Source organism: Winslowiella sp. 2C04 (assembly GCF_050037805.1).
In the GTDB taxonomy this organism is placed as follows: Bacteria; Pseudomonadota; Gammaproteobacteria; order Enterobacterales; family Enterobacteriaceae; genus Erwinia; species Erwinia toletana_A.
Map to the genome: position 1 here is coordinate 904,741 of NZ_CP188300.1, position 26,965 is coordinate 931,705.

Annotated in this window: 26 protein-coding genes; 20 read left to right on the forward strand and 6 right to left on the reverse strand. The window is 47.2% G+C overall.

Annotated elements, in window-relative coordinates; all coding sequences use genetic code 11:
- Position 1 precedes the first annotated feature (1 nt).
- The 4 genes from cysD to ACP3TC_RS03880 all read left to right on the forward strand — a co-directional run bounded on the left by cysD (position 2) and on the right by ACP3TC_RS03880 (position 3,405).
- The gene (gene cysD / locus ACP3TC_RS03865) at positions 2-910 is read left to right on the forward strand and encodes a sulfate adenylyltransferase subunit CysD (RefSeq protein ID WP_313853442.1); all 909 of its coding nucleotides are present in this window, start codon (positions 2-4) and stop codon (positions 908-910) included.
- A gap of 11 nt (positions 911-921) precedes the next feature.
- Complete coding sequence (gene cysN / locus ACP3TC_RS03870; protein ID WP_313853441.1) at positions 922-2,349, forward strand: sulfate adenylyltransferase subunit CysN; 1,428 nt, start codon at positions 922-924, stop codon at positions 2,347-2,349.
- Positions 2,350-2,958 (forward strand): adenylyl-sulfate kinase, encoded by a 609-nt coding sequence (cysC, locus tag ACP3TC_RS03875; protein ID WP_313853439.1) that lies wholly within the window; start codon positions 2,350-2,352, stop codon positions 2,956-2,958.
- Between the two features lie 126 nt (positions 2,959-3,084).
- Positions 3,085-3,405, forward strand: coding sequence for a DUF3561 family protein (locus ACP3TC_RS03880; protein ID WP_313853438.1), 321 nt, complete (start codon positions 3,085-3,087; stop codon positions 3,403-3,405).
- Between the two features lie 44 nt (positions 3,406-3,449).
- On the opposite strand, the gene ACP3TC_RS03885 is transcribed toward ACP3TC_RS03880, so the two are convergent.
- From ACP3TC_RS03885 to ACP3TC_RS03895, 3 genes are read right to left on the reverse strand one after another with little or no spacing between them, the layout of a single operon-like run.
- Positions 3,450-4,172, reverse strand: a complete 723-nt coding sequence (locus ACP3TC_RS03885) for an amino acid ABC transporter ATP-binding protein (protein ID WP_313853437.1) — start codon at positions 4,170-4,172, stop codon at positions 3,450-3,452.
- On the reverse strand, positions 4,159-4,923 hold the full coding sequence (locus ACP3TC_RS03890; protein ID WP_313853436.1) for an amino acid ABC transporter permease: 765 nt from the start codon (positions 4,921-4,923) through the stop codon (positions 4,159-4,161). Before ACP3TC_RS03890 ends, ACP3TC_RS03885 begins: the two co-directional genes overlap by 14 nt.
- 51 nt (positions 4,924-4,974) lie before the next feature.
- Positions 4,975-5,736, reverse strand: a complete 762-nt coding sequence (locus tag ACP3TC_RS03895) for a basic amino acid ABC transporter substrate-binding protein (RefSeq protein ID WP_313853434.1) — start codon at positions 5,734-5,736, stop codon at positions 4,975-4,977.
- A 182-nt stretch (positions 5,737-5,918) separates the two neighbouring features.
- Here ACP3TC_RS03895 and ftsB point away from each other — a divergent pair, with 182 nt between their 5' ends.
- The 8 genes from ftsB (at position 5,919) to rpoS (ending at position 12,130) form a co-directional block, all read left to right on the forward strand.
- Entirely contained in the window at positions 5,919-6,236 is a 318-nt protein-coding gene (ftsB, locus tag ACP3TC_RS03900; protein ID WP_017803635.1) for a cell division protein FtsB, read from the forward strand.
- A gap of 3 nt (positions 6,237-6,239) precedes the next feature.
- Entirely contained in the window at positions 6,240-6,947 is a 708-nt protein-coding gene (gene ispD / locus ACP3TC_RS03905) for a 2-C-methyl-D-erythritol 4-phosphate cytidylyltransferase (protein ID WP_313853433.1), read from the forward strand.
- A gap of 12 nt (positions 6,948-6,959) precedes the next feature.
- On the forward strand, positions 6,960-7,439 hold the full coding sequence (ispF, locus tag ACP3TC_RS03910) for a 2-C-methyl-D-erythritol 2,4-cyclodiphosphate synthase (protein WP_313853432.1): 480 nt from the start codon (positions 6,960-6,962) through the stop codon (positions 7,437-7,439).
- Positions 7,439-8,488, forward strand: a complete 1,050-nt coding sequence (truD, locus tag ACP3TC_RS03915; protein WP_313853431.1) for a tRNA pseudouridine(13) synthase TruD — start codon at positions 7,439-7,441, stop codon at positions 8,486-8,488. Before ispF ends, truD begins: the two co-directional genes overlap by 1 nt.
- Positions 8,469-9,230 carry a 5'/3'-nucleotidase SurE gene (gene surE / locus ACP3TC_RS03920; RefSeq protein WP_313853430.1) on the forward strand — a complete coding sequence of 254 codons (762 nt, stop codon included), beginning with the start codon at positions 8,469-8,471 and terminating at the stop codon, positions 9,228-9,230. Before truD ends, surE begins: the two co-directional genes overlap by 20 nt.
- Positions 9,224-9,850 (forward strand): protein-L-isoaspartate(D-aspartate) O-methyltransferase, encoded by a 627-nt coding sequence (locus tag ACP3TC_RS03925; RefSeq protein WP_426817555.1) that lies wholly within the window; start codon positions 9,224-9,226, stop codon positions 9,848-9,850. Before surE ends, ACP3TC_RS03925 begins: the two co-directional genes overlap by 7 nt.
- Positions 9,851-10,033: 183 nt before the next feature.
- The gene (gene nlpD / locus ACP3TC_RS03930; RefSeq protein WP_313853427.1) at positions 10,034-11,080 is read left to right on the forward strand and encodes a murein hydrolase activator NlpD; all 1,047 of its coding nucleotides are present in this window, start codon (positions 10,034-10,036) and stop codon (positions 11,078-11,080) included.
- Positions 11,081-11,137: 57 nt separating this feature from the next.
- Positions 11,138-12,130, forward strand: coding sequence for an RNA polymerase sigma factor RpoS (rpoS, locus tag ACP3TC_RS03935; RefSeq protein ID WP_426817556.1), 993 nt, complete (start codon positions 11,138-11,140; stop codon positions 12,128-12,130).
- A gap of 84 nt (positions 12,131-12,214) precedes the next feature.
- Here the strand turns inward: rpoS and mutS are convergent, their stop codons facing one another.
- Positions 12,215-14,770 (reverse strand): DNA mismatch repair protein MutS, encoded by a 2,556-nt coding sequence (mutS, locus tag ACP3TC_RS03940; protein ID WP_313853425.1) that lies wholly within the window; start codon positions 14,768-14,770, stop codon positions 12,215-12,217.
- Positions 14,771-16,232: 1,462 nt separating this feature from the next.
- On the opposite strand from mutS, the gene ACP3TC_RS03945 reads away from it, so the two are divergent.
- The 8 genes from ACP3TC_RS03945 to ACP3TC_RS03980 all read left to right on the forward strand — a co-directional run bounded on the left by ACP3TC_RS03945 (position 16,233) and on the right by ACP3TC_RS03980 (position 24,892).
- Entirely contained in the window at positions 16,233-16,886 is a 654-nt protein-coding gene (locus ACP3TC_RS03945; protein WP_426817557.1) for a helix-turn-helix transcriptional regulator, read from the forward strand.
- A gap of 1,399 nt (positions 16,887-18,285) precedes the next feature.
- Positions 18,286-18,870 carry a fimbrial protein gene (locus ACP3TC_RS03950; RefSeq protein ID WP_313853422.1) on the forward strand — a complete coding sequence of 195 codons (585 nt, stop codon included), beginning with the start codon at positions 18,286-18,288 and terminating at the stop codon, positions 18,868-18,870.
- 69 nt (positions 18,871-18,939) lie between these two features.
- On the forward strand, positions 18,940-19,623 hold the full coding sequence (locus tag ACP3TC_RS03955; RefSeq protein WP_426817558.1) for a fimbrial biogenesis chaperone: 684 nt from the start codon (positions 18,940-18,942) through the stop codon (positions 19,621-19,623).
- Positions 19,624-19,642: 19 nt separating this feature from the next.
- On the forward strand, positions 19,643-22,117 hold the full coding sequence (locus tag ACP3TC_RS03960; protein ID WP_426817559.1) for a fimbria/pilus outer membrane usher protein: 2,475 nt from the start codon (positions 19,643-19,645) through the stop codon (positions 22,115-22,117).
- 19 nt (positions 22,118-22,136) lie between these two features.
- Entirely contained in the window at positions 22,137-22,670 is a 534-nt protein-coding gene (locus tag ACP3TC_RS03965; protein WP_313853419.1) for a fimbrial protein, read from the forward strand.
- Between the two features lie 90 nt (positions 22,671-22,760).
- Positions 22,761-23,186, forward strand: a complete 426-nt coding sequence (locus tag ACP3TC_RS03970) for a fimbrial protein (protein ID WP_426817560.1) — start codon at positions 22,761-22,763, stop codon at positions 23,184-23,186.
- Positions 23,179-23,826, forward strand: a complete 648-nt coding sequence (locus tag ACP3TC_RS03975) for a fimbrial biogenesis chaperone (RefSeq protein WP_426817561.1) — start codon at positions 23,179-23,181, stop codon at positions 23,824-23,826. Before ACP3TC_RS03970 ends, ACP3TC_RS03975 begins: the two co-directional genes overlap by 8 nt.
- A 7-nt stretch (positions 23,827-23,833) precedes the next feature.
- The gene (locus tag ACP3TC_RS03980) at positions 23,834-24,892 is read left to right on the forward strand and encodes a type 1 fimbrial protein (protein WP_313853416.1); all 1,059 of its coding nucleotides are present in this window, start codon (positions 23,834-23,836) and stop codon (positions 24,890-24,892) included.
- Positions 24,893-25,069: 177 nt separating this feature from the next.
- On the opposite strand, the gene ACP3TC_RS03985 is transcribed toward ACP3TC_RS03980, so the two are convergent.
- Positions 25,070-26,221 carry a porin gene (locus ACP3TC_RS03985; RefSeq protein WP_426817562.1) on the reverse strand — a complete coding sequence of 384 codons (1,152 nt, stop codon included), beginning with the start codon at positions 26,219-26,221 and terminating at the stop codon, positions 25,070-25,072.
- Positions 26,222-26,560: 339 nt separating this feature from the next.
- A complete protein-coding gene (locus ACP3TC_RS03990; protein WP_313853413.1) occupies positions 26,561-26,950 on the reverse strand; it encodes a winged helix-turn-helix domain-containing protein in 390 nt (129 codons plus the stop codon).
- Positions 26,951-26,965: the final 15 nt, after the last annotated feature.

Sequence of the window (26,965 nt, forward strand, 5' to 3'; positions counted from 1 at the left end):
TATGGATCAAAAACGACTCACCCATTTGCGTCAACTGGAGGCGGAGAGTATCCATATCATCCGCGAAGTGGCGGCGGAGTTTGCTAACCCGGTGATGATGTACTCCATCGGCAAAGATTCTTCTGTGATGCTGCACCTGGCGCGTAAAGCCTTCTATCCGGGAACCCTGCCGTTTCCGCTGCTGCATGTTGATACCGGCTGGAAATTCCGCGAAATGTACGAATTTCGCGACCGCATGGTTAAAAATATCGGCGCTGAACTGCTGGTTCACCGTAACCCGGAAGGGGTGGCAATGGGGATTAACCCGTTTGTCCACGGCAGTGCCAAGCACACCGATATTATGAAGACCGAAGGTCTGAAGCAGGCGCTAAATAAATGGGGCTTTGATGCTGCGTTTGGCGGTGCTCGCCGTGATGAAGAGAAGTCGCGTGCGAAAGAGCGTATCTATTCATTCCGTGACCGTTTTCACCGCTGGGATCCGAAGAACCAGCGCCCGGAGCTGTGGCACAACTACAACGGCCAGATCAACAAAGGCGAAAGCATCCGCGTTTTCCCGCTGTCGAACTGGACCGAACTGGATATCTGGCAATATATCTTCCTGGAAAACATCGAGATCGTTCCGCTGTATCTGGCGGCACCTCGTCCGGTGCTGGAACGTGATGGCATGCTGATGATGATCGACGATGACCGTATCGATCTGCAACCTGGTGAAGTGATCGAGCAGCGTATGGTGCGTTTCCGTACCCTGGGCTGCTGGCCGCTGACCGGTGCGGTTGAATCTGAAGCGCAAACGCTGCCGGAGATTATCGAAGAGATGCTGGTATCCACCACCAGCGAACGTCAGGGGCGCATGATTGACCGCGACCAGGCCGGCTCGATGGAGCTGAAGAAACGCCAGGGTTATTTCTAAGGAGCCGCCAAATGAATAACGTTATTGCACAACAAATTGCCGATCAGGGTGGCGTAGAAGCCTGGCTGCACGCGCAGCAACATAAAAGTCTGCTGCGTTTTCTGACCTGCGGCAGCGTCGACGACGGTAAAAGTACGCTGATTGGCCGACTGCTGCACGATACCCGTCAGATCTATGAAGATCAGCTCTCTTCGCTGCATAACGACAGCAAACGTCACGGTACGCAGGGCGAAAAACTTGACCTGGCGCTGCTGGTTGATGGTTTGCAGGCCGAGCGTGAACAGGGCATCACTATCGATGTGGCGTATCGCTATTTCTCCACCGAGAAGCGCAAATTTATTATTGCCGATACCCCGGGCCATGAGCAGTACACGCGCAATATGGCTACCGGTGCCTCAACCTGCGATCTGGCGATTCTGCTGATCGATGCGCGTAAAGGCGTGCTGGACCAAACTCGTCGTCACAGCTTTATCTCCACGCTGCTGGGAATTAAACATCTGGTGGTGGCGATCAATAAAATGGATCTGGTCGACTATAAGCAGGAAACGTTTGAGCAGATTAAACAGGATTATCTGGATTTTGCTGAGCAGCTGCCGGAAGACCTGGATATCCGCTTTGTGCCGCTGTCGGCGCTGGAAGGCGAAAATGTCGCGACGCCGAGCGCTGAGATGAACTGGTATAGCGGCCCGACGCTGCTGGATGTGCTGGAAACCGTCGAGGTGCAGCGCGTGGTTGAGCAGCAGCCGATGCGTTTCCCGGTGCAGTATGTGAATCGTCCTAATCTCGATTTCCGTGGTTATGCCGGTACGCTGGCATCAGGTACGGTACGCGTTGGTCAGCGGGTAAAAGTGCTGCCATCAGGCGTTGAATCTTCGATTGCCCGCATTGTGACCTTTGATGGCGATTTACAACAGGCCGCAGCCGGTGAAGCGCTGACGCTGGTTCTCAAAGATGAGATTGATATCAGCCGTGGCGATTTGCTGGTGGAAGCCGATGCCACGCTGAAAGCGGTGCAGGGCGCATCCATTGATGTGGTGTGGATGGCGGAACAGCCGCTAACCCCGGGTCAGAGTTACGATGTCAAAATCGCCGGTAAGAAAACCCGTGCGCGTATCGAAAACATTCAGCATCAGGTCGAGATTAACAGCCTGACACAGCGCGAAGTGGAAAACCTGCCGCTTAATGGTATTGGCCTGGTTGATGTGACCTTTGATGAACCGATGGTGCTGGATGCCTATCAGCAAAATCCGGTGACCGGCGGGATGATCTTTATTGATCGCCTGAGCAACGTGACCGTCGGTGCGGGAATGATTCGCCAGCCGCAGGAAGATGTGCAGCAGAGCCGCGGTGAATTCAGCGCCTTTGAACTGGAGTTAAACGCGCTGGTACGTCGCCACTTCCCACACTGGAATGCACGCGACCTGTTGGGTGGCAAATAAATGGCCGCCACACATGATGAAAATGTCATCTGGCATTCGCACGCGGTAACGCGTGCGGAGCGCGAGTCGTTAAATGGTCATCAGGGCGTGGTGTTATGGTTTACCGGGCTTTCAGGCTCGGGTAAATCGACGGTGGCCGGTGCGCTGGAACAGGCGCTGCATCAGTTGGGCGTCCGTACTTACCTGCTGGACGGTGACAATGTGCGTCATGGACTGTGCCGCGATTTAGGCTTCAGCGATGATGACCGCAAAGAGAATATCCGTCGCGTGGGTGAAGTGGCAAAACTGATGGTTGATGCGGGCCTGGTGGTGCTGACGGCGTTTATCTCTCCGCATCGCGCCGAGCGTCAAATGGTGCGTGATACGATTGGTGAAGGGCGTTTTATCGAAGTGTTCGTCGATACGCCGTTAGCCATCTGTGAAGCGCGCGATCCGAAGGGATTATACAAAAAAGCCCGCGCCGGAGAGCTGCGTAATTTCACCGGTATTGATGCGGTATATGAAGCGCCGGAGCAGGCCGAAATTCAGCTTGATGGCGAACAATTGGTAACAAAATTGATAGCGCAATTGTTAGACCTGCTGCGTGGTCGCGATATTATCAAGTCCTGAGATAGCTACGGCTGATCCGCTATGTTTCAGGTTGCAGGTGTGCTGGTTCGCCATCTGCCTGCAACCTGACTGATTCAGGATTATTAACGCCAGAGAGCGAGCCGACAACGCGTCAACAGGATACTTATGCAGAACGTTACCCCGATGCTTGCCCGAAAAGATGAATCTGACCTTGAAGAGCACAGCTGGTCATTCCCCGGTGGGGTGATAGGCTTTGTTGCTTACTGGTTTGCGCTGGCGATTCCCCTGGTACTCTACGGTTCCAATACGCTGTTTTTCTTCCTCTATACCTGGCCTTTCTTCCTTGCTCTGCTGCCGGTTTCGGTATTAATGGGGATTGCCATGATTTTGTTGCTGCGCGGGCGCTTAATCTGGACGCTGATTCTGACCACGCTGCTGGTGGTGTGCCTGTTCTGGCTGGTGTTTTCGTATCTTACCGGCTGGTAATTAGCATCATGGTAACAGGGGAGCCGTTATCGGCTCCCGCTGCGTTACAAAACTTTGCTGAGAAATGATGCGGTACGCGGGTTAACAGGGGCAGTGAACAGTTGTTCGGGATGACCCATTTCCTGAATCACGCCCTGATCGATAAACATCACCCGATCGGCGACTTCGCGGGCAAAGGCCATCTCGTGGGTGACAATCACCATCGTCATGCCTTCCTGCGCCAGAGTTTTCATTACCGCCAGCACTTCACCGACCAGCTCAGGATCGAGTGCCGAAGTCGGTTCATCAAACAGCATGATTTTCGGCTCCATCGCCAGCGCCCTGGCAATTGCCACGCGCTGTTGCTGACCCCCGGACAGGCTGTTTGGCCAGGCGTCGATTTTATCGCTCAGCCCGACTTTTGCCAGCAGCACTTTCGCCTGTTCAGTCGCCACCTTACGCGACAGTTTACGCAGCTCCATTGGCGCCATAATCAGGTTTTCCAGCACTGTCATGTGCGGGAACAGATTGAAGCGTTGGAACACCATGCCGACCGATTCGCGCAGCTGGTTAATATTGGTTTTTACATCGTGCACCGCAAAGCCGTTGACCTCAACGCTGCCGCCCTCAATGCTTTCCAGCCCGTTAAGGCAGCGCAGGAAAGTACTTTTTCCCGAGCCTGATGGACCGATAACGCACACCACTTCTTGCGGATCAATATCGCAGCTGATGCCACGCAGTACGAGATTATCGCCAAATTGTTTCTGCAAATTATTAACGTGAATCACTTTTGCCGAACCTCTTTTCCATATATTGAACCAACAGCGACAGCAGGAAAGTAAAGACCCAGTAAATCACTGAAATCACCAGGTAGGGTTCCCAGTAAGTCGCATAGGCGCCGGAAACGGTACGCGCGGCGTAGGCCAGATCGGCGAGGCCGATGGCGGAAGCCAGCGAGGAGTCTTTCACAATCGCAATGGCATTATTGCCCAGCGGCGGCAGCATGCGACGAAACGCCTGTGGCAAAATCACCTTGCGCATGGTGCTGCCATACGGCATACCCAGTGAACGCGAGGCTTCCATCTGACCGCGATCGATTGACTGAATGCCGGCGCGGAAAATCTCTGACACATAGGCACCGGAATTCAGCGTGATTGCCACGATGCAGGAAAGAAACGCGCCATAGTCCGAACGTAAGGTACGGGCAAAGTCAGAGGACATCAGCCCGCTGGTTACCAGTAAGCCATCGCGCGGATTAATAAACAGCGGAATCAGGGCGAAGTGCACCACCATAATCTGCACAAACAGCGGCGTACCGCGAAATGCACTGATATAGATGCGTACCGGCCACTGAACAAAATAGTGCAGAATAAATTTCCACGGGCCATGCGGAGCCTGTGCCAGCCGGCCCAGGCCGAGGGTCAAACCCCAGAGCGTACCGGTGATCACGCAGATCAACGTACATTTCAGGGTCATCATCGCGCCGTCGATAAACAGCGGCATATATTCCTGAATGATTTCCCAACGAAATCCTGTCATACCACAATCCTGTAAAAAGAATTCGCCGCACCCGGCGGCGAAAAAGAGGGGTTATTCAGCGGGCAGAGTGGGGACGTTGCTGTCGAACCAGGCGCTGTAGATTCTGGCGTAGGTGCCATCGGCAATGATAGTTTTCAGGCCAGCGTTAATTTTTTCACGCAGTGCATCGTTACCCTTTGCTACCGCGATACCGAAGTACTGGCGTTCAAATTTGGCGTCAGATACCAGCTTAAACTGTTTTTCCGGGTGGGTTTTGATGTAGTACTTCACCACACCGACATCGCCGACCGCGGCACTGATACCCTCTTCATACAGCTCTTGCAGCAGCAGTGGAGTATTATCAAAGCGTTTGATCGCGGTGCTGTTTTTGCCTAACACGTCGGAAACCACGATATCGCCGGTACTGGAGTTGACCACCCCGACTTTTTCATTTTTCAGTGCCTCAAGAGAGTCAATTTTTGAATCTTTGGCCACGACGATAGACTGCTCCGCCGGGAAGTAGGGCGCGGAGAAATCCACCATCTGTTTACGTTTGTCGGTAATAGTGATACCGGAAATAATAATGTCGCGATCGCCGGAGCCAAGGGTAGCGAAAATGCCTTCCCAGGGGGTATTGATCAGCTTGACCTCAGCGTTTTGCGCCTTAGCTACCGCTTTAATTATATCGATATCAAAACCTTCCAGCTGTTTTTGACTATTCTCAAACTCGAAAGGGCGGTAAGTCCCCCCTGAACCGACGACCCAGGTTTCCGCCTGAGCGGCTGAGGTCAGCAACGCCAGCAGGGTGCCGATCAGTGCAAATCTTTTTAACATATGTGCTCCCGGTATTTTAAAATAGTCTTAATTATGCATTTTAAGTGCATAAAAATACATTTTCATTGGCGGTCAGGCAAGCGCTGTTTGAGTGCAGCTCTGATAAAGCTGTTCAATTTCGCCTGCGTAGTGGAGTCGGGCGAAAAGTTATGGGATGATTGAGCCGTTTTTCAGGGGGCGGGATGGGTAAACTTACGCTGCTGTTACTTGTACTGTTAGGCTGGCTGCAATATTCGCTCTGGCTGGGCAAGAACGGCATTCATGATTATACGCGGGTCAATGACGACGTCGCGGTGCAGCAGGCGAATAACGCCAAACTTAAAGCGCGCAACGATCAGCTTTTTGCCGAAATCGACGATTTAAACGGCGGTTCGGAAGCGATTGAAGAACGTGCACGTAGCGAGCTGGGAATGATTAAACCCGGCGAGACTTTCTATCGCCTGGTGCCGGATCAAAACAGACGAAACGCGCAACAGGCTGCTCAAAACCAACAACGATAAATAATGACCAACATTGCAGGTTCCTTCCCGGACGTTATCGCCGTGGTTCCCGCGGCCGGTATCGGCAGCCGCATGCTGTCTGAGTGTCCGAAGCAGTATCTGACCATTGGCAAGCAAACCATTCTCGAACACAGTATTGCCAGCTTGCTGGCGCATCCGGCAGTGACGCGCGTGATTGTGGCGCTTAGCCCTGAAGATGTGCAGTTCCGGCAGCTGGCGATTGCGCACGATCCGCGTATTATCCCGGTAACCGGCGGGAATCAGCGCGCCGAATCGGTACTGGCCGGGCTCAACGCTGCCGGTAACGCTGGCTGGGTATTGGTGCATGATGCCGCACGACCTTGTCTGCATGCGGACGACCTGGCGCGCCTGCTGGCGATAGCGACCCACAGCCGCGTAGGTGGCATTCTCGCTGCGCCGGTGCGCGATACCATGAAACGCGCGGAGCCGGCAAAAGCGGCGATTGCTCATACTGTCGATCGCGAAGCGTTATGGCATGCGTTAACACCACAATTTTTCCCGCTTGATCTGCTGCGCGGCTGTTTGCTGCGCGCGCTCAATGAAGGCGCAATCATCACTGATGAAGCATCGGCGCTGGAGTATTGCGGCTATCATCCTGAGCTGGTGGTCGGGCGCAGTGATAATATTAAAGTCACGCGGCCGGAAGATTTGGCGCTGGCCGCGTTCTATCTGACTCAATCAAATAATTAAGGAGAGCGCAAAATGCGTATCGGTCACGGTTTTGATGTCCATGCTTTTGGTGGCGAAGGCCCGCTGATTATGGGTGGCGTGCGAATTCCTTACGATAAAGGTTTGCTGGCACACTCTGACGGTGACGTGGTATTGCATGCGCTGACGGATGCGCTGCTCGGCGCTGCGGCGCTGGGGGATATCGGCAAGCTGTTTCCGGATACCGATCCGGCGTTTAAAGGCGCTGACAGCCGCGAATTGTTGCGTGAGGCGTGGAATAAAATTCAGCAAAAGGGCTATCGACTCGGTAATGTCGATGTGACCATTATTGCTCAGGCACCGAAAATGCTGCCGCATATTCCACAGATGCGAATCAATATTGCAGAAGATCTGGGTATCCATATGGATGACGTCAACGTGAAAGCGACCACCACGGAAAAGCTGGGCTTTACCGGGCGGGGTGAAGGTATCGCCTGTGAAGCAGTGGCGCTGCTGGTAAAGGCGCAGTCTTAATGGATATGTTAAATCTGAGCCGGTTGCACGGTAAGCCAGCGGCACGCGGTAAGCTGAAAGCTAACCCCGAAGATTTTGTGGTCATTGAAGATCTGGGATATACCCCGGATGGTGACGGCGAGCAGCTGCTGGTGCGCCTGCGTAAAACCGGCTGTAATACCCGCTTTGTTGCCGAAGCGCTGGCAAAATTTGCCGGTATTCATCCCCGCGACGTGAGTTTCGCTGGCATGAAAGATCGCCATGCGGTGACTGAGCAGTGGTTCTGCCTGCGCCTGCCGGGCAAAGAGACGCCGGTGATGAGTACCTTTCAGCTGGAAGGTTGCGAAGTGCTGGAAAGCGCGCGCCATCGTCGCAAGCTGCGTACGGGTGCTTTGCAGGGCAATGCTTTTAAACTGATTCTGCGTCAGATTAGCGATCGTGATGCGGTCGAACAGCGGCTGGAACAGATTCTTCAGGCGGGTGTACCCAACTATTTTGGCCTGCAAAGATTTGGTCATGAGGGTAACAACCTGACGCTGGCCCGGCGCTGGGCGGCAGACGAAATTCGCGTGCGTGAGCGCAATAAGCGCAGTTTCTTGTTGTCAGCAGCGCGCAGTGCCATGTTTAATCAGGTCGTCAGTCAGCGACTGGCGCAGCAGCATTCGCTGTGCAAAGTCATGGCAGGTGATGCACTTCAGCTGACGGGGCGCGGTAGCTGGTTTGTGGCAGAAGACGCTGAGTTTGAGACGCTGCAACAGCGCGTTGATAATAATGAGCTACGTATTACCGCGCCGCTGCCGGGCAGCGGCGAATGGGGAAGCCGTGATGCGGCGCTGTCATTTGAACAACAGTGCCTGTCAGCAGAGGCAGAATTGATTACACTGCTTGAGCGTGAACGCGTCGAAGCGGCACGCCGTGCGATGTTGGTTATCCCGCGCGAGCTTCGCTGGGACTGGTGGGATGATGTTACGGTAGAGCTGAATTTCTGGCTGCCGGCCGGTAGCTTTGCCACCAGCGTAGTGCGTGAAATCCTCGAACAAGAAGGTGACGATGCGGATATTGCTGAGTAACGATGATGGTATTCATGCGCCGGGCATTCAGGCTTTAGCCAAAGCCCTGCGCGAGTTTGCTGACGTGCAGATTGTGGCGCCCGACCGTAACAGGAGCGGCGCCTCAAACTCACTGACGCTGGAAACACCATTACGCACTTTTCCTTACCCCAACGGTGATATTGCCGTGCAGATGGGCACGCCAACCGACTGTGTCTATCTTGGCGTCAATGCGCTGATGCAGCCGAAGCCGGATATCGTGGTGTCAGGCATCAATGCCGGGCCTAACCTTGGCGATGACGTCATCTATTCAGGCACCGTTGCTGCGGCAATGGAAGGGCGCCATCTGGGCTTGCCGGCACTGGCGGTATCGCTGGATGGCCATCAGCATTATGACACTGCCGCGGCGATTACCTGTTCTATACTGCGCGCACTGCAGCGCGAGCCGCTGCGTACCGGACGCATTCTGAATATCAATGTGCCGGATCTGCCGCTCGATCAGATTAAAGGTATTCGGGTAACGCGCTGTGGTAGCCGTCATCCCTCCGATCAGGTGATTCCGCAGCAGGATCCACGCGGCAATACCCTGTACTGGATCGGCCCGCCTGGCGATAAGTTTGATGCTGGCCCGGATACCGATTTTGCTGCGGTCGATGCGGGTTATGTGTCGGTTACCGCGCTGCACGTCGATTTAACTGCGCACGGTGCGCAGGATGTGCTCTCCAGCTGGATAACCAAAGCCGGAGTTAATAAGGAATGGTGAGCAAGCGTATTGATACGTTGCTGGCACAGCTGCGCCAGCAGGGCATTGACGATGAGCGTTTGCTGAAGGCAATTGAAGAGGTGCCGCGTGAGCGTTTTGTCGACGAGGCTTTTGAACATAAAGCCTGGGAAAACGTGGCGTTACCGATAGGTTCCGGCCAGACCATTTCGCAGCCTTATACGGTAGCGAAAATGACCGCGCTGCTTGACCTGACGCCGACCTCCCGGGTGCTGGAGATCGGCACCGGCTCGGGCTATCAGACGGCAATCCTTGCGCATCTGGTAGAGCATGTTTGTTCGGTTGAACGGATAAAAGGCTTGCAGTGGCAGGCGAAACGCCGGCTTAAGCAGCTGGATTTACACAATGTATCCACCCGCCACGGTGATGGCTGGCAAGGCTGGCCGTCACGCGGGCCTTTTGATGCGATTATCGTTACCGCTGCCCCACCGGAAATCCCGCCAGAACTGCTGTCACAACTCGACGAAGGCGGCATTATGGTGTTGCCGGTTGGGGAAGAGCAGCAGGCGTTGAAGCGCATTCGGCGTAAAGGGAATGAGTTTGTTGTCGATACCGTCGAGGCGGTGCGGTTTGTCCCGCTGGTTAAGGGCGATTTGGCATAAAATTATGTGCCAGCCACTATTATCAGTATTTATACACAACTGCGTAATGGCACGCTGCGGTTGATATTGTTAGTATCCATTGTTATCTACCAGCTTGTAGATGCCGGGCAAACGCCGCGCATTGCGTGAGCCACCCGGTTTTAAGCCAATAATTGGTCACAGTTTTGCCGTCACGGGGGATAAATGAGCACGGGAAGCCCAGTTTTTAAATTAAGCCGTATTGCGGCCGTTTCACTTGTTGGTTTTTGGTTGGCAGGTTGCTCTAACGACTCAACACAGGCCCCCATCAGCTCCGTAGGCAGTAACTCCGGCATGAGCAGCCAGAACGCCAGCAGTGGTGGCATGATATCCGGTAGCGCGCCAGCGACGCCGATGGCCGCATCCAGCGACGTGCAGACGCAGAATGGTCGTATCGTCTACAATCGTGCTTATGGGAATATTCCCAAAGGAAGTTATAACGGGGATACCTACACGGTTAAACGTGGCGATACGTTGTTCTATATCGCCTGGATTACCGGCAACGATTTCCGTGATTTAGCCCAGCGCAATAATGTGCCGGAGCCTTTCAGCCTCAACGTTGGCCAGACTTTACAGGTGGCTAACGGCTCCGGTACCCCGATTACCGGTGGTAATGCCATTACGGCGGCGGATGCAACACAGGCGGGTGTGCAGGCTCCACCAACTGCAACGCAAATTAAAGCACCAACGGTTGCACAGCAACCCGTTATTACGTATTCTGAGGACTCTGGTAAATCAAATGGAGGCAAAATGTTGCCTTCGTCGGGAACAACTGTTGCAACGACAACAGCCCCGGTTACCGCTCCGACAGTCAGTAGCACCACTAACAGTTCCACTCCGGTTGGAACCTGGCGCTGGCCTACTGATGGTAAGATCATCGACAACTTCTCTGCTTCCGAAGGTGGCAACAAAGGAATCGATATTGCGGGGTCGCGCGGACAGCCGATCGTGGCCACTGCCCCTGGGCGTGTGGTGTACGCAGGTAATGCGCTTCGCGGTTACGGTAATTTGATAATCATCAAACATAATGATGATTACCTGAGCGCCTATGCGCACAACGACACAATGCTGGTCCGTGAACAACAAGAAGTGAAAGCGGGTCAGAAGATTGCGACGATGGGCAGCACAGGTACCAGTTCAGTAAGATTGCATTTTGAAATTCGTTACAAGGGGAAATCCGTCAACCCGTTGCGATATTTACCGCAGCGATAAACCGGCAGAACCCGAGAAAATGATGTTCTGCCCTGGAGTCACGGGTAGGAGCCGCTTATGAGCCAGAATACGCTGAAAGTTAACGAGTTACACGAAGACGCGGAATTCGACGAGAACGGAGCTGAGATTTTTGACGAGAAGGCTCTTGTCGGAAACGAACCTGGTGATAACGACTTAGCTGAAGAAGAGTTGATGTCGCAGGGTGCGACACAAAGAGTCCTGGATGCGACGCAGCTCTATTTAGGAGAGATCGGATATTCTCCGCTGTTAACGGCTGAAGAAGAAGTTTTCTTCGCTCGCCGTGCACTTCGCGGTGACGTTCCGTCTCGTCGTCGTATGATCGAAAGTAACTTACGTCTGGTGGTAAAGATTGCCCGTCGTTACAGCAATCGTGGTCTGGCGCTGCTGGATCTGATTGAAGAAGGTAACCTCGGTTTGATCCGCGCAGTTGAGAAGTTCGATCCGGAAAGAGGTTTCCGTTTCTCAACGTACGCCACCTGGTGGATTCGACAGACTATTGAACGGGCGATCATGAATCAAACCCGTACCATCCGTCTGCCGATTCACATTGTGAAAGAACTGAATGTTTATCTGCGTACAGCACGCGAACTTTCTCACAAGCTTGATCATGAGCCGAGTGCGGAAGAGATTGCTGAACAGCTCGATAAACCTGTTGATGATGTCAGCCGTATGCTGCGTCTCAACGAACGCATTACTTCAGTCGATACACCGTTAGGCGGTGACTCTGAAAAAGCGCTGCTGGATATTCTGGCCGATGAGAAAGACAACGGTCCGGAAGACACCACGCAAGACGATGATATGAAACAAAGCATCGTTAAATGGCTGTTCGAACTGAACGCCAAGCAGCGTGAAGTACTGGCTCGTCGTTTCGGCCTGTTGGGCTATGAAGCGGCAACGCTTGAAGATGTGGGTCGTGAAATTGGACTGACCCGCGAACGTGTACGTCAGATTCAGGTTGAAGGTCTGCGTCGTCTGCGTGAGATTTTGCAGACACAAGGACTGAGCATTGAAGCGCTGTTCCGTGAGTAAAGACAGGCTTTAATCTACGATGAGTAAATGCGAAAAGCGGTGGTTTAATACCACCGCTTTTTTATTGTCTGAAGAAAACTTTCCCTACACCAGAGACTTAAGACGGTAAATCCATTCCAGAGCCTGGCGTGGCGACAGAGAATCCGGGTCCAGCGCTTCCAGCGCCTCAACGGCAGGCGAGGTCTCTTCTACCAACAGGGGTAACTGCGGGCCTTCGCCACTGGAGGCTTTCGCGCCTGCAGATAACGCCTCCAGCTCCTTAAGTTTCTGACGTGCGCGTTTAATCACATCTTTTGGCACTCCGGCCAACGCAGCGACGGCCAGACCATAGCTTTTGCTGGCGGCGCCATCCTGAACACTGTGCATAAAGGCGATGGTATCGCCGTGCTCAACCGCATCCAGATGGACATTAACCACACCTTCCATCATCTCTGGCAGAGTAGTCAGTTCAAAGTAGTGAGTTGCAAACAGCGTCATCGCTTTAATGCGATTTGCCAGGCTTTCAGCACAGGCCCACGCCAGCGAAAGACCATCGTAAGTTGAGGTACCGCGACCAATTTCGTCCATCAGTACCAGACTGTACTCGGTAGCGTTGTGCAGAATATTGGCAGTCTCGGTCATTTCCACCATAAAGGTGGAGCGGCCTGAAGCTAAGTCGTCAGCTGCACCGACACGGGTGAAAATACGATCGATTGGTCCGACAGTTGCCTGTTCAGCCGGCACAAAGCTGCCGATATAGGCCATCAGCGCAATTAGCGCGGTCTGACGCATATAGGTGCTTTTACCGCCCATATTTGGCCCGGTAATCACCAGCATTCGGCGCTGCGGCGAAAGGGCAAGCGGGTTAGCAATAAATGGCTCTTTCAGCACCTGCTCGACCACCGGATGACGACCCGCTGTCAGTTTAATACCGGGTTTATCACTTAAGGTCGGACGGCTGTAATTCAGCGTCCAGGCGCGCTCGGCCAGGTTGGCTAATACATCAAGCTCGGCCAGTGCCGCCGCACTCAGCTGTAGCGCCTCCAGGTGAGGCAGCAGCAGTTCGAACAGCTCATCATAGAACTTCTTCTCAAGCGCCAGTGCTTTACCTTTAGAAGTCAGTACCTTGTCTTCATATTCCTTCAGTTCAGGAATGATGTAACGTTCGGCATTTTTTAGCGTCTGACGGCGTACATAGTTGATAGGTACCAGATGGCTCTGTCCACGACTGACCTGAATGTAATAACCATGCACGGCGTTAAAGCCAACTTTCAGCGTATCCAGCCCAAGCTTTTCACGTTCACGAATTTCCAGTCGATCGAGATAATCAGTGGCACCATCGGCCAGCGCGCGCCATTCATCCAGCTCAGCATTGTAACCGGGAGCAATGACGCCACCGTCACGCACCAGTACCGGTGGTGATTCAATAATCGCGCGTTCGAGCAATTCGCGCAGTTCATTGAATTCACCCATCTGATCGCGCAGCGTTTGCAGATGTGTCACCTTACTGGTTTCCAGCAAGGCGCGTAAATCGGGTAGCTGCTGGAAAGCGTGGCGCATACGCGCCAGATCGCGCGGACGGGCGGTGCGTAACGCCAGGCGTGCCAGAATTCGTTCTAAATCTCCTACCTGACGCAGTGCCGGCTGTAACTCTGAGCCATTTTCCAGCAGCGACTCAATGCTTTCCTGGCGATTGTTAATCACTGCGGCATCACGCACCGGCATATGCAGCCAGCGTTTCAGCATGCGGCTGCCCATTGGCGTTACGGTACGATCCAGCACTGAGGCCAGCGTATTCTCGATGCCACCGGCGAGGTTCTGTGTGATTTCCAGATTACGCCGGGTCGCCGCATCCATAATGATGCCGTCCTGCTGACGTTCCATCGTCAGTGAACGAATATGCGGCAGTGAAGTGCGTTGCGTATCTTTAACATATTGCAGTAAACAACCTGCTGCACGCAGCGCCATATGTGCCTGTTCCACCCCAAAGCCACTCAGATCGCGTGTACCGAACTGCATATTCAGCTGCTGACGCGCGGTATCGGGTTCAAACTCCCACAGCGGACGGCGGCGCATACCACGACGATTGTCGATCAGCTCCATTGCGGCAAAATCTTCCGGATAAAGCAGCTCGGCAGGATTGGTGCGTTGGAGTTCAGCTGCCATCGTCTCTTTATCGGTCGGTTCTACCAGACGGAAGCGGCCTGAGCTGATATCGAGAGTAGCATAACCAAAGCCGCGCGAGCCTTGCCAGATTGCCGCCAGCAGATTGTCCTGACGCTCCTGCAACAGAGCCTCATCACTGATCGTGCCAGGGGTGACGATACGCACTACTTTACGTTCTACCGGACCTTTGCTTAGCGCCGGATCGCCAACCTGTTCACAAATTGCCACTGACTCACCCAGCTGCACCAGCTTAGCCAGATAATTTTCCACCGCGTGATAAGGCACACCCGCCATTGGAATCGGCTCACCTGCCGAAGCACCGCGTTTGGTCAGAGAGATTTCCAGCAGCTGCGATGCACGTTTGGCATCGTCATAAAACAGCTCGTAGAAGTCACCCATGCGGTAAAACAGCAAGATATCCGGATGATCGGCCTTCAGACGCAGGTATTGCTGCATCATTGGAGTGTGGGCGTCGATTTTGTCAGTACTGTTCATAATTTTACCGCTTCCAGTCCATTGAAATTAAAGTTAATTGTGATTTCATTTTCATCATTAGCAATCACAGCATCCTGTCAAAATTTATTCAATTATACCGGTTGAGCCGTTATCAATCTGCTCAGGTCAATCAATCAGTGGGTCAGAAAGTGGCGCTTATCCGACAGGTCAGCGGCTGATAAAACTGTATCCTGTACAACTCTCCTGTTAAAACCCTTTGCAGAACCCGGCGTTACGCGCTGAGGGAAGGGTTCCGACTATGCGCGTTATACTAGCCTGGTGAGCAATCCACTGTCACAGCTAAAAACTGAAAGTGTCTCGCAATTCTCGCTGGCAATGGTAAGGATGAAGTCGCAAGAACTCAAACCGGGCACGAGTGAAGGGCGCTGTTCGACACAAAGAGAAACAGCAAGAGGAAGTCCGCCAGTCACTCGAATTCTTTCTGAACAAATCTTTTGTCATCATTGAATTGAAGTCGTTGCTGAGCATATATAAATCGGTAAAAACCACATTAATTAGAAATGTATCAAGATCTCGAGTGAAATGGATTTTGCGATAATGTTAAATCTATATCTGTTGAATGTGAATTAAAAGGTTTTAGCTTTATAAATAATAGTATATCCCAACATTAATGATGTTTTTTAGGCCACGTCTAAGTTAATTTTAAAAAAGAGAATTCAGTTTATTTGTTACTATCTACCTGATTAGTAACGATTTTATTAAAGTATCTGGATTGGCTTGGCCCATTCGGCTTTTCATGATTAATTAAATGCTGAATAAAGTTGGTTGTAATCGTAAGGATATAAATGGCGAAGGTATATTTTTGTGAGCTTGTTCAGGAAGCGTATTTTTATATGTTTTTTAATTAAATAGTTACTGTGTAATTCAATACGGATAGTGTGGTTTTAGTAGTGTTTAGGTTGGAGATGTTAACGTTATCACTACTAAAGAACCTGAGTTGAATTAAGTGAATTTATTCAAAATATAGTGAAGGGAATTAAATTAATTCCCTTCTGTTCGCTCTTTTTTAGCAAGCTGTCGGCAGGCTGGTTCTTAATACCTTTTAATCCAATTAACGGGAGGGAGTTCAAGCTGGTTCGGTGAAGAACAAGGGGCCTGGCTAACTCACGGATGAGAGATATCCATTTTTTTAACTATCAATTAACCCAAAATTGATTATCTTAAGCTATTGAAAAATTTTTGTGAACATCGCGTAAATTATGTTGTTTTTTCGAATTGCGTGCGAAAAGTCTTATTAATTAATTTAATACTATCGAAGTGAGGTAGATGCCAGGCAGTACATAAGTCTATGTTATTAGAAATATCTTAATTATGAAGATTGGGCGCGTAAAATTAAACGCGTCGGCATCGTTGTTTCTAAAGAAAACGTAGTGGGATGAGTTATCATTATTAGATTTTCTCCACCTTGCTATTTTATCAAATGGTTGTTAGAAATGACTTCTTGGCAGTACTTAATGCTGAAGAACGGATTGAATGTATGCGGGCATATAGGAATGTATTGTTTTCTTTTTTTTGTGAAGATCTATTTTTCAAAAAGGGATTGTTTGAATTATTAGATAGCGTTTATTATGAATCGAGCTCTAAATGTGAAAACATAAAAAGCCTCAATAGAGTGGAAAGTGATGATTACTTTTGGATAGAGATAGTAGTATTGTCGTCAAAAAGTATTTTTGAAAAATTACCCAAAAGGGATAGAGCATTTGGTGATGATGGTGCGGGTGTTGTTGTTTTTTGCTCAGAAAACATTACCCATGTCATCAAAGGTATGAGTGGTTATGAGAATGCGATCTTCTTTACGGATGACTTAAAGTTATCAGACGTGAAAAGAGTATTCAGGAAAATAATTTTTGGTGGGAGTGATAATCGAAAGGAAATTTTTGAAAGAATAAGTTTTGATAGATTAACTGACAGGGAAAAGTTGGTATCAGAGCTTTTAGAAAAAGGAAAGAGTCAACAACAAATAAGTAAACTTACCGGAATGACGGTTAAGACGGTCAGCTCACATTTACGCTCTGCAATGTGCAAGCATCATGTAAATAGCGTTGTGGAATATAGAGTTAAACTATCGTACCTTAAAGATGTGAAATCTAACTAGCTAAAATCCAGGATGATTTATTTATATTTTGTAAGATTAGGCACCATCTGCTCACCAGGTGGTGACTGATTTTATTTTCCGTACCCACAGCAATACTTCAAAAAAGAGAGTTGAAAAAGCAATTTATTTATCCTGCAATCGATATTGTGAACAGGATGAAACGATAATAAGTGTAGGTAATTTGCATTTATATCAATTACTTACCGATTTCAGTGCTGCGAGGGTATCCTAAGAGTGGTGTCACTGTAGTGATGATTTTACCCACCCCTGGTAAAACTGTTTGCCGATACGTTTTTTCTGGAAATTCTCACCTCTCCTCGCTATTTCCTGCTCTGTTTCCGCTTGAAAATACTAACAAACCCCAGACCTTTATTATTAAAAAACCACAAGAATATTTCCCATCTTTTTTAGCCGATGAGTTTCACTGGTTGGTTGTTGTACGCGGAACCTGAACGGCAAATTAAGGTAATAAACTGCGTAAACGAAAGCCTGACGAAGAAATGGTAAGTTACAGGCATCCAGACTAAAAGCGCAGCGGCACGGTAAGCATACTGAACCGGCTGTTTCATACATCTTAATCCAGAAGATTGCTGACGGATGAAGCCTGTCAGAAAGAGAGCCCGAACTGAAGCTGTATGTTAATGAGCAATTTTTTATTGCTAAACACACATTTCACCCTTCATATCATCTGTTCAGCATGATTTTTTCTGTCTGCTGAGTCTCCTCAACTGCCGGACTGCCCATCGAACCAAGCCAGCCGGAGCAAAGTAATTATAAAGAGTTACGCATATAATGCTGGTTTTAATTATTTACAAAAATTTAAAATAGAGATTTTGATCAGGTGTGGGCGAAATGTCCTAAGTGTTAAATTTGCTGATGAACGAATTATCCTAATTTAATGACTTCATAATATCCAGGGAAAAGGATTCGCTGTGCACAACGCTATGCATCGCCTTGGAATTGTCTTAGAAGTGACTGATTGCAGTAGTTTGGTTAATTAAGAACATCCTGAGACGCTGCTCCATAGCGCCTAAAACACACCTCTGGCAGCTGGTTGCCATCAATTTTTATGCGGGGTAATATCGTCGCTCATCTGTTGTTGATCTTATTTATTTCAAATGGAAAAGTTTTAGTTAATCACCCTTAAGATGATGGAAAATATTGCAGAGTGTGCATTGTTATAGAGTCTTAAAATCTTCTAAAGCGATAATTCATAGCCAGGCGTCAATCTTTGGCGTGTGATTTTAATAGAGGATAAGCAGTTAACGTGTTTATCGGGCTTGATGCTTTTGGAAATATTGCAAAGCATGCTTGTAGGATAATCAATGACATCTTCGACAAAGTCGTCATTAACTATCTTAGAGAGATAGATATAAAAACCATTATATAAGGAATGTATATGAAACTTAACAAAAACAAAGCTGTAATTTCTATTCTGGCATCACTTGTTATCAGTAATTTTGCATTTGCAGAAGATGAAGTTACGCCACCGGGGAATCCACCGGCAGCACAGACTCCACTGACAGTTAGCGGTGGTAAAGTGACTTTTAATGGCGAAGTCACCTCAGGTGCCTGTGCTGTGTCAGGAACTGATACAGATAAAGTTGTGACTTTAGATACCGTCAGAGCAGCGACTTTTACCGCGGCCAATCAGCTGGGCAACGCCAAGAAGGCGTTTGAACTGAACCTGGTAGATTGCGACACCTCTATTCGCGAAACCGTACAGGTAAGTTTTAACGGTCAATCTATCGATGGTAATCCTAACCTGCTGGAGAATACTGCAGGTGCGGGTTCAGCACAGAATGTCGGTCTGCAACTGTTTGGTCCAGATGGTGCGGCATTGAATCTGGGTGAAATGAGCTCAACTGTTAATTTGAACAACACCACAACTATTCCGCTTTCTGTTGATTATATGTCAACTGCAGCGGCAGTAACTGCCGGTAAAGTACAATCCGTAGCTAACTTCCAGTTAACCTACAACTAATACTTTTAACGCTAAAAATGATTGGCTGAGTAAAACAGCCAATCATTTATTATTTAACAGGAATTATTAATGCTAAAAAAATATGCCTTAATCTTGATCTCTGCTTTTTGTTGTCAGCAATCCTATGCTGGCGGAGTATCACTTGGTGCGACTCGGTTAGTTTACCCTGCATCCAAAGACCAGGTGACGTTAAAAATATATAACACCGATGATAAAGGTAATTACCTGGTTCAGTCATGGATTTCAGATGAACATAATGAAAAAAATAAAGATTTTATCATCACGCCGCCGCTTTTTGTTATTAAGTCAGGAAGTGATAATTTACTGAAGGTTGTTTATACCGGTGATAAAGACAGCTTGCCAAAAGACAGAGAAAAAATGTTTTTTCTAAACGCTAAGGTCATACCGTCACTGTCTGAGCAGGAGCAGAAAATTGATAATGCGTTGTTAATATCCACAACGACGAAAATAAAAGTGTTCGTCAGACCTGAATCAATAAAAGAGGATCCGTTTGAATCTTATAAATTGCTGACGTGCAGCTATCAAGATGGAAAAATAAAAGTGACTAACCCTTCACCATTTTATATGAATCTGGTGTCTCTTTCTGTCAATGGAAAAGAAGTGTCTGATGCAGAAACAATATCGCCAATGTCATCGGTCTATCTGAATAGTAACCAAAAAAGTAAATATTTATCGTTTAACTTTATTAATGACTACGGTGTTCAGATAAAAGACAGGCAGTGTCATTTATAATCAGTATCTGGAGTTTTTTATGCGGGCAGTTAAAGGATTTTGCTTGTTTTTTTTATGCATTAATATCAAAAACGCATTCGCACAAGATTATTTTAATCCCCAATTTTTAGGGAGTGATGTAGCCTCACTTGAGGACTTATCATATATAACGTCTGGAAGTAACTTGTCACCCGGAGATTATTACTTATATCTTTATTCAGGTGAGCAGTTTCTTAAGAATGTTAAAGTAAAATTCGCAACTGTGAAGGGAAAGGTTCAGCCCTGCTTTACCAAAGCAATTATTAATGAAATTCCGCTCAATGAAGAAGCGAAAAAGTATTTTCATTCTTTGTCAACAGAGGCTGATGATTGCGTAGATATAGGGAAGTATATCAAGGGTTTTGACTATGAAGTTGATCTTACTAAATTAATCCTTCGCTTGTCAATTCCTCAAATATATTTAGATTCTACCCGGACTACAATGGCGGCTGAAACTGACTGGGATGATGGAATCGCTGCTTATTTAATGAATTATAATTTTAATGGTTCGTACGCTAAAAATGAAAATAATAATAACTTTTCATCGAATTATCTCAATCTAAATAACAGAGTCAACCTCGGTGCATGGAGGTTGAATGCTAACGTATATTTTAGTGAGACTAAATCAGGAACTAACAGTAGTCATGAGGTCGATACCAATGGTGTTTACCTGTCAAGAAAAATAAATTCTCTGAAAAGTGAACTGCTGATCGGTCAGAGCACTATCGGTTCAAATTTATTTGATGCGAACAGCTACATCGGGATGACGCTGGCTACCTCATCTGAAATGCTTCCGGATAGCGACAAGGGATACAGTCCGGCGATTCGAGGAATTGCGGAGTCTCGATCCAGGCTGACGGTTAAACAAAATAATAGCATTATTTACCAAACGTATGTTAATCCAGGCCCTTATAACATCAATAACCTTAATTCGGTAGGTACCAGCGGTGACTACGAAGTTGAGTTAACCTCTGCTGAAGGTGTGGTACAGAAGTATTCAGTACCTTATTCTTCACTGCCAAACCTGCTCAGGCCGGGAAAATACAATTATGCCGTTACAGTAGGCAAACTGGATCTAAACTCAGTAGATGATGTTAATTTTTTCCAGAGTACCGTAGCTGTCGGCATTCCTTTCGAATCGACTTTATTTGTTGGTTCGCAGGTTTCTGCTGATTACAGTTCGGTTGGCGTTGGTGCAGGTAAGGATTTTGGCGATTTTGGCGCGTTATCCGTGGATGCTCTCCATGCTATTTCTAAAATTGACAATGATAAGCTTTCAGGTGAGTCTTATCGTATCCTGTATTCTAAATCGTTTAACGAAACAGGAACGAATTTTCAGCTGACAGGATATCGCTATTCAACTTCAGATTACTACACATTGAGTGAAGCTTCTAACAGGAATCAGTTGTCTGATAAAGGCTTCGACACTTATTATTATGGTCGAAGAAAAGACAGTTTTCAGCTTAATGTTTCTCAGAGTTTAAACGATTACGGTCAGGTTTATGTCTGGGGAAATGTAAATTCATATTGGGGAGGGGAGACTAAAAGCAAAAACATTCAGATTGGCTGGAATAAAAACTTCTCTCAGTTCAATAATATCATGCTTTCAGCTAGTTATAATAAGAAAACCTACGGCGCGCTGAATGATGATATTTTTTATTTGTCGTTTAGTATGCCTCTTTCGAGCAGGTCAAGTAAGAATTCGATGTTTGTTTCAAACAGTACAACATACAGTAATTCGGATCACAGCAACGCAACCAGTCTGTACGGAAATACGCTGGATAACAAACTCGATTATAACATTTATCAAGTGTTGAATAAAAATTCATCCTATAACAATACAAATATGAATGTAAGCTATAAGGCGAATTCGGCTACGCTGCGCGCAGGTTCATCCTATTCAGAACAGTCAAAACAACTCGATTATGGGGCAAGTGGCGGTGTTTTATTTCATAAAGACGGTGTTGTTTTCACTCAAGAAGCTACTGATACCGCAATTCTGGTTGAAGCTAAAGGGGCCGAAGGTGCAAGAGTAAGCCAGGCGGGTGAAAATATTAGTATTAATAAAAGTGGCTATGCATTGGTTCCCTATGCTACACCGTATCACTATAACGATGTTGAGTTAGATCCCTCAACTTTCTCTAATAGTTATGACGTGGAAAATAAAGTAGCGAAAGTCGCTCCAACCAGAGGCGCGATCAGCAAAGTCACTTTTGATGTGAAAAAAGGATACAGCTTCCTTATTTTAGTCAGGTATAAAAATAAGCCTGTCAAGTTTGGTACTATTGTTAAAAACAATGAATATAACAATATTTCTATTGCCGATGATGACGGAACTGTATATCTGACCGGTGTAAAGAATCATTCATCTTATACTGTCGCATTAGATGAAAAAAATAGTTGCCGTTTCGTGATTAATTACAGTGATGAATCCAGCTTGAAAACGGTAAATAAAAAAGAAGTTGTTTGCTTGTAAGTATACTGCGGAGTCAAAAATGAAAATACCGTACAGATTATTTCTCATTGTTTTCAGTCAATTATGCTCTGCAGCATATGCTGAGGATGTGACAGTTCAAATAAATGGGGCGATTTTAGCGCAAAGCTGTAATGTAAAAAGCAGCGATCTGACTAAAAATGTCATATTTGATGATATCAATCCTCAGGATCTTATCCCAACAGGATCGACAACCGCATCGACGAAAGTATCGATTGGTCTGGAGAACTGTACAGGCAATGTTAACAATATGTCTTATATGTTTTCTGGCACTGGCGATGAAAGTAATCCGGCGCTGCTAAAAGTAACCGGTAAACCCAGCACGTCTTCTGAAGGTCTGGCAACCGGATTGGCGATTGAGATTCTGGATATGAATCAGAAAGCGGTACCGCTGAATCAAAAGCAGACTTTTAGTCAGTCAGTGACGACCTCAACCTATGATTTTAATTTTTATTTAAGATATAAATCAACCAGTTCGACCATCGGGGCAGGGGATGCATCATCTTTACTTTATCTGGATTTTTATTATGATTAAAAATTTTCTCTCTGCTATTTTGATTGCGCTGAACTTTTTACCAGTTCACTCTTATGCCGATCAGGTTAAATCAATATTACAGCAAAAGTAATGGTCAGAACGTGCACTATTTCATCAGGGTCGAAAGATTTTTTGGTTAGCCTGATGCCGGGAGACCTCCGTAATGCAGCGATTGGCGTTCCCTTTTCTGCAACATCTTTTGCTATTAATCTGGAAGATTGTCCTGCAAATATTAAGATGGCACATGTTAATTTTACTGCTGAGAGCGATCCTGTCATGCCAAATTTATTAAAAACAACCAGTGATACGGATTCAGATGCTTCAGGTATTGCTATTGGACTTTACGATAGTGATAACAAAAACATTGATATCAGAAATAACTTAACTGATTTCGTTATTAATCATGATGTAACTGTTAATTCTTTAAGCTTTTCGGCTGCATACCTGAAAACCAATGATAATGCTCTGCCCGGAAAAGTAAGAAGCTTTGCTTATTTCGAGATAGCGTATGATTAAGTATTTTTTATGTATATTGATCTACGCCCTTATTTCAGATTCTTGTCTGGCTGGCGTGTCAGTTTTAGGAACGCGTTTCTTTATTGATGATTCAACTAAGGCGCTGAATATCAAGGTAATCAATGATAATGAGAGTGATTACTTGATCAAGGCGACTATCAATAGTGACGGGTTTATTATTTCTCCACCGCTCTTTATTTTGCCGAAAAATAACAGCAACATAATAACAATCATTCCTGAAGAAAAGATTAAGAATAATAAAGATAAGGTGTATTCGTTAACCATTACTACGATACCGAAATCAGCGATTAATGATGATAGTAATGTGGTTTCACTTGCGATCAGATCTCATTTCAATCTTATCTATCAGCATAGTTTGCCAACAGATAAGGATTTTAATGAGATAAAATTGATTCGCTCTCAGGATGGTAACTGGTTTTTAAGTAATAAAACTGATTTTTCTTTCATAATTTCTTTATCAAAAGAATTTGTGTATAGGTCTGATGATTCAAAAGTATTAGCTCCAGGAACGGATATTTCTGTCAATAAATATTGTTCTGAAACTACCTGTTCGCTAGGGTTAACCATCCTTGATGGTGAGCAAAATATTGTAAAAAAATTAAATTTAATTTCTCATTGAGAGGTCTATGATGAAAGTTATTATGACATGCTTTGTTTCTTTATTGGTGTTTTTTTTAGGTTTCTCATCATCATGGGCGCTTCCTGATGCCAGACATCCGATCCTTTTAAGGGATATCAGAATATCAGGGCCAGCAGACCGAAATCCTGTGGGAACGATTTTTTATAATAGTGGGTCTCAGTGGGAAACAATATGCAGAAATACTAGTCTGGTTTACGACCTGGCAAGGATTGAATATACTCCGCTTTTACCCTTACAAAATGGCCGCACCACTTTACCCTACATGTATGAGAGTGGAGTTAAGGGAATAGGTCTGGGTCCGCAGATCCGTGGAGATTCATTTAATGTTGCAATAACAGGAAACGGGATTTTCAACTCAGCGCCACCGGTACAGCAGGATGTGTGGAGAGGAAAGATGGTAAATTCGGACAGAGTGAATGTTCGCTTTAGTGTCTTTAATTTGTTGTACATCTCCCGAGGGATCGACAGGCTTGAGAATAGTCCTATGCTACCTTTGACGGAGTTGTACAGGTATACATGTTATGATGATAAAAATGTGGCTCAAGAAACGGATACGTTCTACTTCAATGCGAGACCGATCTATATTAACGTAACAGGCTGCACACCTGACGCTAAAGTAAGAACCATCAATATGGAAGGTGTTGCTGTAGCAAATATTGAAAATGCTGCCGCTTCTACTTTGATTGGCACTAAACAGCAGACTTTCTCACTTAAATGCGATCCATCGATTGTGGTGCGGTACTCAGTGGTTGATCTCAATAATCCGACAAACAAGACCACCACCTCAACTCTGACGTCGGATTCTACTGCCGCTGGTGTTGGCTACGCCATTACATCATCCAATGGAACAAGACTGCAATTCGGACCTGATGGTTCCGCTGCTGGTGTGCCTGGCCAGACAAAATACCTTTTAGGTGTTGCTGGAACCACCGCTAATAGTCCAATGTCATTGCAGCTGGGATTCAGCTATGTTCGTAAACCAGAGGAAGCACTTAAGACCGGTTCTGCCAAATCGTTGATTGGTATTACTTATTCATACCAGTAAAATGATTGCATATCATCGCGAGATTCTGGTGCATGTGGCTTATTTAAATAATATTAATTAAACTTACTGGCGATTTATAAACGTGCCTTATTAAACTTCAGTATGGGGCAGATAGAAAAAAAAGCCCCGTTTGGGGCTTTTATCTCATGTAACCTGTTTATCGAAGGTTATGAGTTATCAGAAATCGTAGCGCAGTCTTACCAGGGTCATATCACCAAGATTGTCAGTGCTTGACGTCAGCACATGTTCGACATCGACGCGGAAGCCGTAATCAAACTGGAAGGCTAATCCCAGACCATTATCAATACGATGATAATCACGACCGCTGACGTACTCGAGGCGATCGCCCATAAAGTAAGGCATCACTGATTTCACCGCATACTGTCCTACCGGCACAGTATAGCCAGCAAAGTATTCAATGCCCCAGGCATCACCAGCGAAATAGTTCGCTGTATCAACCTTTTTGGTGGTCAGGAAGTTGCTGTACCAACCGCCGCCGATGCTTAGCGTCCAGTTATCTGGCTTCCAGCTCAAGGCGGTGCCGACGATATTCTGGTCGTACTCTTTATTGTTGTTGTCGGACGGGTTACGCATCTCCGCACGGGTGTAGTTCCAGGCCGTACCCCAGCTCAGATCTTTGGTCAGGTGATAATTAACACCCAGTGAACCGCCGCCCTTACGCTTATAATGCAGGCCGTTACCTGGCAGATATTCATTGTCGCTAAACAGGTAAGAAGCGTAGATATCGGCATCGCCAACGCTTTTTTTGTATTTCAGCATTTTACGCGAACGGTATGAGCCATCGTAATCACCGTTAATGCCGTTACCTGACGCCTGGGCCAGCATGTCGTAATCCCAGATATCGGTTTTGGCACCAACCACATCATAGTAGACACTGTTTTGTTGACCAAAGGTCAGTTGCCCCCAGGTGTCACTTTTCAGACCGGTATACAGCATACGTCGGCTGGTGTTGTTGGCACCTTCGGCGTAGTGATTGTCCCAGTTAAACAGCGCCGGAATATTGACACCCAGCTCGTAGTAGCTGATCCAACTGATATCATCAAACAGATAGTAGTCAGCGGCGAAGCGGAAGCGTGTACCGCCGTCATAGCCGTTACGCTTGTAGGAGCCTTTATCACCGTCGCCGGTCATATTATTGAACTGCGGACGGATACTGCCGCCGAAGGTAAAGTTAAGGCGGCTGAGTGGATCGCCTGCTTGCGGATCTTGTTTAAGTAAGGTGATTTCAGCCTGGGCTGCAAAAGAGGTGCTGCCAACAACCAGAGCTAAACCTACAGCCTGGCTTAAAACGCGCAAATTCATTGCCATGATTATACCTGTTAAACATTGCCATAATGACTAACGGATTAGCGTTAGACTTACAATTTAGCGAGATAGCTTCCCGCGACAGCATTTTTATCATTATTGTGATCTAATTTATTAACAAAAGACGTTAAAGCCATTTAACCGGGCTTGATACAAGCCGTCTTAACTAAAATCGATATTGCGATGGATAATAAATGAGCGCAAGCGTCACGTTGTTACTCAAGCCCGGCGATAACTGTTTCGTACCAGGACAGAGGCTACCTTACTTCTGACTTAGGTGGCTGCAGCTGCATGACCGAACATCTCCCCTGGAGCACAGGCTGCACAACCTCGGCAGTCATGCTAAGCGTGATACCAAAGTTTACTGACATGGACGTTTTCAATCGAGTAACCAACGCCTTTGGTGTAAACAATAAAATCTGCCGGACAGTTGAGGAACTCAATTTTATTTTTAAGACTTTTAAATACTTGCCACATCCGCTGACTGGATGAACTAAGATTATTTTCGTCCCAGACGTGCCTGAGAAGATCCTCTTTTTTAACGGTTTCGCCAAAACCGTAGCAAAGCAGATATTCCAATAGCAATTTATTCGTTCCTTTCAGCTTTACTGAGGTGGTTTTTTTCTCTTCCAGACGGATGAGATTGCCACTGCTGCTGACGAAGATCAGTGAAAGACCACCATCAAATATTATATAGTATCCTAAGCATTTTTCAGTCGTGACATCAAACATATTATTACCTGACTA

Bases quoted from the DNA above. Each gene is read 5' to 3' on its own strand.
- ACP3TC_RS03965 (WP_313853419.1), top strand. From the start codon at position 22,137: ATGAAAATACCGTACAGATTATTTCTCATTGTTTTCAGTCAATTATGC.
- ACP3TC_RS03950 (WP_313853422.1), top strand. From the start codon at position 18,286: ATGAAACTTAACAAAAACAAAGCTGTAATTTCTATTCTGGCATCACTT.
- ACP3TC_RS03975 (WP_426817561.1), top strand. From the start codon at position 23,179: ATGATTAAGTATTTTTTATGTATATTGATCTACGCCCTTATTTCAGAT.
- mutS (WP_313853425.1), bottom strand. From the start codon at position 14,770: ATGAACAGTACTGACAAAATCGACGCCCACACTCCAATGATGCAGCAA.
- ACP3TC_RS03970 (WP_426817560.1), top strand. From the start codon at position 22,761: ATGGTCAGAACGTGCACTATTTCATCAGGGTCGAAAGATTTTTTGGTT.
- ftsB (WP_017803635.1), top strand. From the start codon at position 5,919: ATGGGTAAACTTACGCTGCTGTTACTTGTACTGTTAGGCTGGCTGCAA.
- ACP3TC_RS03925 (WP_426817555.1), top strand. From the start codon at position 9,224: ATGGTGAGCAAGCGTATTGATACGTTGCTGGCACAGCTGCGCCAGCAG.
- ACP3TC_RS03880 (WP_313853438.1), top strand. From the start codon at position 3,085: ATGCAGAACGTTACCCCGATGCTTGCCCGAAAAGATGAATCTGACCTT.
- cysD (WP_313853442.1), top strand. From the start codon at position 2: ATGGATCAAAAACGACTCACCCATTTGCGTCAACTGGAGGCGGAGAGT.
- ACP3TC_RS03960 (WP_426817559.1), top strand. From the start codon at position 19,643: ATGCGGGCAGTTAAAGGATTTTGCTTGTTTTTTTTATGCATTAATATC.
- ACP3TC_RS03895 (WP_313853434.1), bottom strand. From the start codon at position 5,736: ATGTTAAAAAGATTTGCACTGATCGGCACCCTGCTGGCGTTGCTGACC.
- ACP3TC_RS03955 (WP_426817558.1), top strand. From the start codon at position 18,940: ATGCTAAAAAAATATGCCTTAATCTTGATCTCTGCTTTTTGTTGTCAG.
- surE (WP_313853430.1), top strand. From the start codon at position 8,469: ATGCGGATATTGCTGAGTAACGATGATGGTATTCATGCGCCGGGCATT.
- ACP3TC_RS03985 (WP_426817562.1), bottom strand. From the start codon at position 26,221: ATGGCAATGAATTTGCGCGTTTTAAGCCAGGCTGTAGGTTTAGCTCTG.
- rpoS (WP_426817556.1), top strand. From the start codon at position 11,138: ATGAGCCAGAATACGCTGAAAGTTAACGAGTTACACGAAGACGCGGAA.
- ACP3TC_RS03890 (WP_313853436.1), bottom strand. From the start codon at position 4,923: ATGACAGGATTTCGTTGGGAAATCATTCAGGAATATATGCCGCTGTTT.
- truD (WP_313853431.1), top strand. From the start codon at position 7,439: ATGGATATGTTAAATCTGAGCCGGTTGCACGGTAAGCCAGCGGCACGC.
- cysC (WP_313853439.1), top strand. From the start codon at position 2,350: ATGGCCGCCACACATGATGAAAATGTCATCTGGCATTCGCACGCGGTA.
- cysN (WP_313853441.1), top strand. From the start codon at position 922: ATGAATAACGTTATTGCACAACAAATTGCCGATCAGGGTGGCGTAGAA.
- nlpD (WP_313853427.1), top strand. From the start codon at position 10,034: ATGAGCACGGGAAGCCCAGTTTTTAAATTAAGCCGTATTGCGGCCGTT.
- ACP3TC_RS03980 (WP_313853416.1), top strand. From the start codon at position 23,834: ATGATGAAAGTTATTATGACATGCTTTGTTTCTTTATTGGTGTTTTTT.
- ispD (WP_313853433.1), top strand. From the start codon at position 6,240: ATGACCAACATTGCAGGTTCCTTCCCGGACGTTATCGCCGTGGTTCCC.
- ACP3TC_RS03990 (WP_313853413.1), bottom strand. From the start codon at position 26,950: ATGTTTGATGTCACGACTGAAAAATGCTTAGGATACTATATAATATTT.
- ispF (WP_313853432.1), top strand. From the start codon at position 6,960: ATGCGTATCGGTCACGGTTTTGATGTCCATGCTTTTGGTGGCGAAGGC.